Here is a 6,099-nt window from a genome sequence, read left to right on the forward strand (position 1 = left end):
ACAGATAGCAGCAGTTAGAGTTGTTTTACCGTGGTCAACGTGGCCGATAGTACCAACGTTTACGTGCGGTTTCGTACGTTCAAATTTTTCTTTAGACATGGGGTGTCCCTCTAGGTACGGATTAGGTGGCTTAAAATAAGACCACGCAACCAAAAAAAATGGTTTTCTTTATTAAAGGAGAAGAAGCTTTAGACTGGTGCTAATACCCAGAGTCGAACTGGGGACCTCACCCTTACCAAGGGTGCGCTCTACCGACTGAGCTATATCAGCACACAAAATGAGTTGGAGCGTGCAGCGGGAATCGAACCCGCATCATCAGCTTGGAAGGCTGAGGTAATAGCCATTATACGATGCACGCAACACGTAACTCTGTTTGAGCTATTTAACCTTTAGAATATGGTGGAGAGGGACGGATTCGAACCATCGAAGGCAGTGCCAACAGATTTACAGTCTGCTCCCTTTGGCCACTCGGGAACCTCTCCAAATTTTGAGCTTTCTCTCGCTTGCCTTAAAGGAAGGGAGAAAGTGGTGCCGACTACCGGAATCGAACTGGTGACCTACTGATTACAAGTCAGTTGCTCTACCTACTGAGCTAAGTCGGCACAAGTGGGGCGCATTTTATTGAATGATTTTCCACCTTGCAATAGCAAATTGAAAAAAAGTGCAAAATTCTCTGAGCAAACTCCTACATACGGCTATTTAGCTCAAGGTTTACGTCTTTAACCCGCATCTAGTACAGGAAGATATTTTATTTATCTATCGCTTGATGTATTTTCCATGTACTTGTTTTGTTATCCACTATAGAGTTTTGTATGAGCCCATTTATGTCATTTGACCGCGAACGTTGGTCTGAGCTAAGGAATTTAGTTCCGATGACACTTTCTGAGAGCGACTTAAAAGAGCTTCAAGGCATCAATGAAAAGCTCACAATGGAAGAGGCAGTAGAGATCTATCTACCACTATCTCGTCTATTGAACCTCTATGTGGCAGCCAGACAGAATAGAAACTCGGTACTCCACCAATTTCTAGATAAAAAAGAGAAAGCGCCACCTTTTATCATCGGTATTGCGGGTAGCGTAGCCGTTGGCAAAAGTACCACTGCGCGTCTGCTTAAAGCCCTACTCTCTCGCTGGGAAAACCACCCAAAAGTTGAACTAGTGACAACCGATGGCTTTTTATATCCAAACGAGGTGCTAGAAGAGAAAGGGTTGATGAGCAAAAAGGGCTTTCCGGAGTCTTACGATATCAAGCGTTTAGTGAACTTTGTTTCGGATGTAAAGGCATGCAAGAGAAATGTCACAGCCCCTGTTTACTCGCATCTTACGTACAATATTACTGATGACGTTAAGTGCGTCGACCTACCAGATGTGCTTATTATTGAAGGGCTTAATGTTTTACAAACCGGAATGAATTATCCACACGAGCCACATCGCGTGTTTATTTCAGACTTCCTTGATTTCTCACTCTATGTTGATGCGGATAGCCAACAAATCAAAGAGTGGTACGTCAATCGTTTTATGAAATTCCGCGATGGTGCGTTTACTAAGCCTGGCTCTTACTTTAGTCATTACACTAAGTTATCAAACCAAGCCGCATTGGATAAAGCGGAAGGTATCTGGAGTTCAATTAATGGCTTGAACCTTGAACAAAATATCCTTCCGACAAGAGAAAGGGCTCACCTGATTCTACGTAAAGGCGCAGATCATATGGTTGAAGAAGTGTTACTAAGAAAGTAGTAACGCCTTAATCGCCTTTTCTTAGCGATATCTCTCCGCCAATATAGCTCTCAACACCATTCTCAGTTTTGAGTAATACAGCACCTTGTTCATCGATACCTTGAACAACACCTTCAATTTCTCTAGGTCCAATGAGCAACCTAACATTGCGGCCTAAGAAATTATCCAAGCGGTTCCAACGCTCTACAAAATTGGACATCCCTTTCAGCTCATAATCAACAAGAGATTTATCCCAGGCATTGATCAGAGCCTGCGCTAACTGATTTCGGTCTGGCACCTTACCATCACACACCTCTTTAAGAGAAGTCCATGGCTGTCCAATACCTGATGTCGTAGGATCCATGGATAGGTTTAGCCCTAAACCAATAACAATATGAGCAGCGCCACCGGACTGTCCTGACAGCTCTACCAAGATACCTGCAAGCTTCTTGTCATTGTGGTAAAGGTCGTTCGGCCATTTGAGCTTTACACCTTCTACACCCATCTCTTCCAAAGCTTCAACAACAGCGACACCAACCACAAGGCTTAAGCCCATTGCGGCAGCCATCCCTGCGTCGAGTCTCCAATACATTGAAAGATAGAGGTTTGCACCGAATGGCGATACCCACTCTCGTCCACGGCGCCCACGTCCTGCAGCTTGATATTCAGCAATACAAACAGAACCCGATTCGAGGGTGTTAGTTCGCTCTAATAGATGCTGGTTTGTAGAACCTATGATTGGAATGAGCTCAAGAGAAGCATCGCGACTAACTGCAGACAATTTTTCTTGGTCAAGCATATCTAAACAGCTTGCTAGCTTGTAGCCCTTGCCTTGTACTCGGTAGATATCTAAACCCCACTCTTGAATACCTTTAATGTGCTTGCTGATAGCCGCTCGTGATACACCTATCATTTCACCTAGGTCTTCACCTGAATGAAACTCACCGTCAGCAAGACATCTCAATAGCGCTAGCTTGGTACTGTGTTCTCTCATGTCAGGGACTCCAAAGCCTTATCTAGGTTTGTCTCGCGGTCTCGCCCCATAAAACGTACTTCATGTTCCAATCGAATATCGAATTTATTCAAGACGGACTGACGCACTCGCTCTGCAAGCTTAAGGATATCCACAGCAGAAGCCTCATCATAATTGATGATAACCAATGCTTGATTGGGGTGAACCTGAGCACCACCTTCTATCACGCCCTTGAACTGGCATTGATCAATCAGCCAACCAGCAGCGACTTTGATCATATCATTACTCTCATAACCGACAATGTTTGGGTATAGAGCTAACAGGCGATCAAAATGATCTTTGGTGATCACAGGGTTTTTGAAGAAGCTGCCTGCATTCCCTTGTACTCTAGGGTCTGGCAGCTTACTTGAACGGATAGCACACACTTCATCAAATATAGTGCGAGGAGAGAGACTATCGGCTGCTAGGCTTTTCAACGGACCATAGTGATTACATGGCTCCCACTCTTTAGGCAACGTTAAACCAATCGCAACAACAATCGCTTTACCGTAGAGAGCATGTTTGAAAATAGAATCTCGGTAACCAAAGAGACACTCTTCGTTGCTTAATCGCTTAACTGTATAAGTATCCAGGCACAGGGTATCGACATACCCGCATACGTCTTGCAGCTCAACACCATACGCACCAATATTCTGAATCGGAGCAGAGCCTGAACAGCCGGGTATCATTGCTAGATTTTCTAGCCCACCAAGCCCTTTATCCACACTCCACTCAACTAAGCTTGGCCAATCCTCCCCACCACTTACATGCAGTAGGTGGTGACTGTCAGTCTCGGACAACTCAATCCCGGCTAATTTATTCACAATGACCAGGCCTGCGAAGTGCTCAGTAAAAAGCATATTACTGCCCTTACCCAGTATCAACTTAGGTAAAGCTGACCATTTAGGGTCTTTGTAAAGCGAAATCAGTTCTTCGGTAGTGGTTACTTCAACCAACGCATCACACGTCTGATCGATGGAAAAAGTATGAACATTTTTTAAACTAGCATTGAGATGGAATTGCATGGCGATATTCAATTAACTTACACTGCGGTCATTCTACAGCAGATAAACCAATGGCGCAGTGACTGAATGAACAATGTCATCATTACTCAATTAGACCCAGTAAAGGTTCCCCTAGTTAAACGTTTCTATAAAGAACATTACCCAACGGGAAAAGCGAATAAAAGTGAACTGATCTATTCTTTATTACTGGATAACGAGCTGTGCGGAGTCGTGCGTTTTCGTACAATAGAAAATAATCGCTTACTTACCGGTATGGCTATATCAAAACAACATCGCGGCAAACAATTAGGCTCGCAGCTTATGGATTATTGTGCGCAACATACGCTTACGGAAGACGATTACTGCTTTGCTTACGCTCATCTCACCAATTTTTACGCGCGACATGAATTCGTACGAGTAGACCCTAAAGATCTGCCAAATGGATTAAGAGTTTTATACGAGCGCTATTCGAATAGCGGAAAAGATCTCATTCCTATGCATTATCAGCAAAATTGTTAGAGAATGCCTCGATTATCTAGTATTTGGTGCTATCCCTTTGGTAAAATTAAAGGTTCGCAATTTTGCATATTTTTAAGGTAAAACAGTCAATATGATTGCCAGTAGGAATCCATTCATACAGTTGCCAACCATAGCGCAGAATCCTGACAAGTTTGAAGTACTACTATCAGCGCAAGAGTTTCGAATTCGCCTACTTGATGAGATATCTCGCGCAACGACTCGTATTAGTTTAGTCGCTTTGTATCTTGAAGATGATGAGGCTGGCCGTGAGATCCTAACTGCCTTATATGAAGCAAAGCAAAAGAATCCAGAATTAGACGTAAGCGTTTGTGTCGATTGGCACCGAGCGCAGCGCGGATTGATTGGTGCAGAGTCTTCTGAAGGCAATGCTGCCATGTATAAAGAGTTTGCAGAAAAATATCAGCACTCTGTACCTGTCTATGGCATTCCAGTTCGCGGCAAAGAAGTCTTTGGCGTATTGCACTTAAAAGGCTTTATCGTCGATGATAGCGTGATATACAGCGGTGCAAGCCTTAACAATATCTACCTGAATTACCATGACCGCTATCGCTTTGATCGTTACCACGTTTTAAACAACGCAGCGCTTGCGGACTCGATGTTTACCTACGTACACGAACAGATGGTTGCGGACAGCGCTGTTTATGACTTGGCTGATAAGAATAAGCCGGTAACCAAAGAACTGAAACCAGCGATTCGTCAATTTCGTGCATCGTTGGCAAGATCTCAGTATCAGTTTGATGGTCAAGAGGTTTCAGCAGATCAAGTTGCTGTAACACCATTGGTTGGTATCGGTAAGAGACGTAACCGTCTAAATCAGGGAATCAATCAACTCGTAGCTCAAGCTAAAGATGAAATCTTTATCTGCACACCTTACTTCAACTTCCCACCTAGTCTAGCTAAAGAAGTGAAGAAAGCGCTTAAGCGTGGCGTAAAGGTCAGCATTGTTGTTGGCGATAAGACAGCAAATGATTTCTTTATCTCACCAGAAGAAGAGTTTAAAACGATTGGTGGTTTACCATACCTTTACGAATTGAACTTACGTCGTTTCGCTAAGGCCAATGAAGCTCATATTGCTAGCCGCAATCTATCAATTCGACTTTGGCAACACGATTCCAATAGCTTCCACCTAAAGGGCATTTGGGTCGATAAGCGCTACATGCTACTAACAGGTAATAACCTAAACCCTCGCGCATGGAAGCTGGACCTAGAGAACGGTATCTTTATCCAAGATAACTACCACCACCTAACAGACAAGTTCCAGGCTGAAGTGGATAATATCCTTCAACACACTCAGCTTATCTGTACTTATAAGCAGTTAGATAAGATAGAGAGCTACCCGATGGAAGTTCAGAAGTTGATTCGTAAGATCACTCGTGTAAAAGCCGACAGAGTGCTTAAACAAATACTGTAGTCGATGTACTAGAAACACTATTTATCAACGCCTAGCAAACGCTAGGCGTTTTTGTATCTACAAGATAGCCTAGCAGCTCCTGTCGATATCTAGAGAGACGCCTCAATAGGTAGCGATGAGGTGTGTAGCAAAAATCCGAAGCTCATACACCAAAAGCGACGAAGCCTAGTCGTCAGACTAGGCTTTCTAATATATGCCGAAATAGCGAGGGTACTTAATGCAGATTTACCCACTGGGGACAAAACCTTAACGGAGCCCATTCTGCTGGAGAAAAACACTTTTCTTCAAATGTAAAAAAGCCCTGCTATTGCTAGCAGGGCTTTTCCAATAAGTGGCGGAGTGGACGGGACTCGAACCCGCGACCCCCGGCGTGACAGGCCGGTATTCTAACCAACTGAACTACCACTCCGCAGTGGA

General features: G+C 43.9%; 6 protein-coding genes and 5 tRNA genes. 3 read left to right on the forward strand and 8 right to left on the reverse strand.

The window, feature by feature from the left end:
• The 5 genes from QQ041_RS00305 to QQ041_RS00325 form a co-directional block, all read right to left on the reverse strand.
• The coding region (locus QQ041_RS00305) for a GTP-binding protein (protein WP_228010405.1) at window positions 1–153 on the reverse strand (153 nt) is incomplete at its 3' end.
• Window positions 154–194: 41 nt separating this feature from the next.
• Window positions 195–270 (reverse strand) — tRNA-Thr (locus QQ041_RS00310).
• Window positions 271–283: 13 nt separating this feature from the next.
• A tRNA-Gly gene (locus tag QQ041_RS00315) sits at window positions 284–358 on the reverse strand.
• A gap of 39 nt (window positions 359–397) precedes the next feature.
• A tRNA-Tyr gene (locus QQ041_RS00320) sits at window positions 398–482 on the reverse strand.
• A gap of 44 nt (window positions 483–526) precedes the next feature.
• Window positions 527–602, reverse strand: a tRNA-Thr gene (locus tag QQ041_RS00325).
• Between the two features lie 210 nt (window positions 603–812).
• Between QQ041_RS00325 and coaA the strand changes: the two genes are divergently transcribed.
• On the forward strand, window positions 813–1,736 hold the full coding sequence (coaA, locus tag QQ041_RS00330) for a type I pantothenate kinase (RefSeq protein ID WP_017066910.1): 924 nt from the start codon (window positions 813–815) through the stop codon (window positions 1,734–1,736).
• A gap of 7 nt (window positions 1,737–1,743) precedes the next feature.
• Here coaA and birA read toward each other — a convergent pair whose 3' ends face one another.
• Window positions 1,744–2,709 (reverse strand): bifunctional biotin--[acetyl-CoA-carboxylase] ligase/biotin operon repressor BirA, encoded by a 966-nt coding sequence (gene birA / locus QQ041_RS00335; protein ID WP_285952836.1) that lies wholly within the window; start codon window positions 2,707–2,709, stop codon window positions 1,744–1,746.
• A complete protein-coding gene (murB, locus tag QQ041_RS00340; protein WP_285952837.1) occupies window positions 2,706–3,752 on the reverse strand; it encodes a UDP-N-acetylmuramate dehydrogenase in 1,047 nt (348 codons plus the stop codon). The genes birA and murB overlap by 4 nt, the downstream gene beginning before the upstream one ends.
• Before the next feature lie 66 nt (window positions 3,753–3,818).
• Here murB and QQ041_RS00345 point away from each other — a divergent pair, with 66 nt between their 5' ends.
• Both QQ041_RS00345 and pssA read left to right on the forward strand, forming a co-directional pair.
• On the forward strand, window positions 3,819–4,250 hold the full coding sequence (locus QQ041_RS00345; protein ID WP_060983728.1) for a GNAT family N-acetyltransferase: 432 nt from the start codon (window positions 3,819–3,821) through the stop codon (window positions 4,248–4,250).
• Between the two features lie 91 nt (window positions 4,251–4,341).
• A complete protein-coding gene (gene pssA, locus QQ041_RS00350; protein WP_146492021.1) occupies window positions 4,342–5,682 on the forward strand; it encodes a CDP-diacylglycerol--serine O-phosphatidyltransferase in 1,341 nt (446 codons plus the stop codon).
• A 332-nt stretch (window positions 5,683–6,014) separates the two neighbouring features.
• Here the strand turns inward: pssA and QQ041_RS00355 are convergent.
• Window positions 6,015–6,091: transfer RNA gene (locus QQ041_RS00355), tRNA-Asp, on the reverse strand.
• Window positions 6,092–6,099: the final 8 nt, after the last annotated feature.

The sequence above is a fragment of the Vibrio sp. TMPB1044 genome (assembly GCF_030442075.1).
Taxonomy (GTDB): Bacteria; Pseudomonadota; Gammaproteobacteria; order Enterobacterales; family Vibrionaceae; genus Vibrio; species Vibrio satsumensis.

What these genes read in the sequence shown, in the direction of transcription:
- pssA (WP_146492021.1), top strand. Translation starts at nt 4,342, where the DNA reads ATGATTGCCAGTAGGAATCCATTCATACAGTTGCCAACCATAGCGCAG.
- coaA (WP_017066910.1), top strand. Translation starts at nt 813, where the DNA reads ATGAGCCCATTTATGTCATTTGACCGCGAACGTTGGTCTGAGCTAAGG.
- murB (WP_285952837.1), bottom strand. Translation starts at nt 3,752, where the DNA reads ATGCAATTCCATCTCAATGCTAGTTTAAAAAATGTTCATACTTTTTCC.
- QQ041_RS00345 (WP_060983728.1), top strand. Translation starts at nt 3,819, where the DNA reads ATGAACAATGTCATCATTACTCAATTAGACCCAGTAAAGGTTCCCCTA.
- birA (WP_285952836.1), bottom strand. Translation starts at nt 2,709, where the DNA reads ATGAGAGAACACAGTACCAAGCTAGCGCTATTGAGATGTCTTGCTGAC.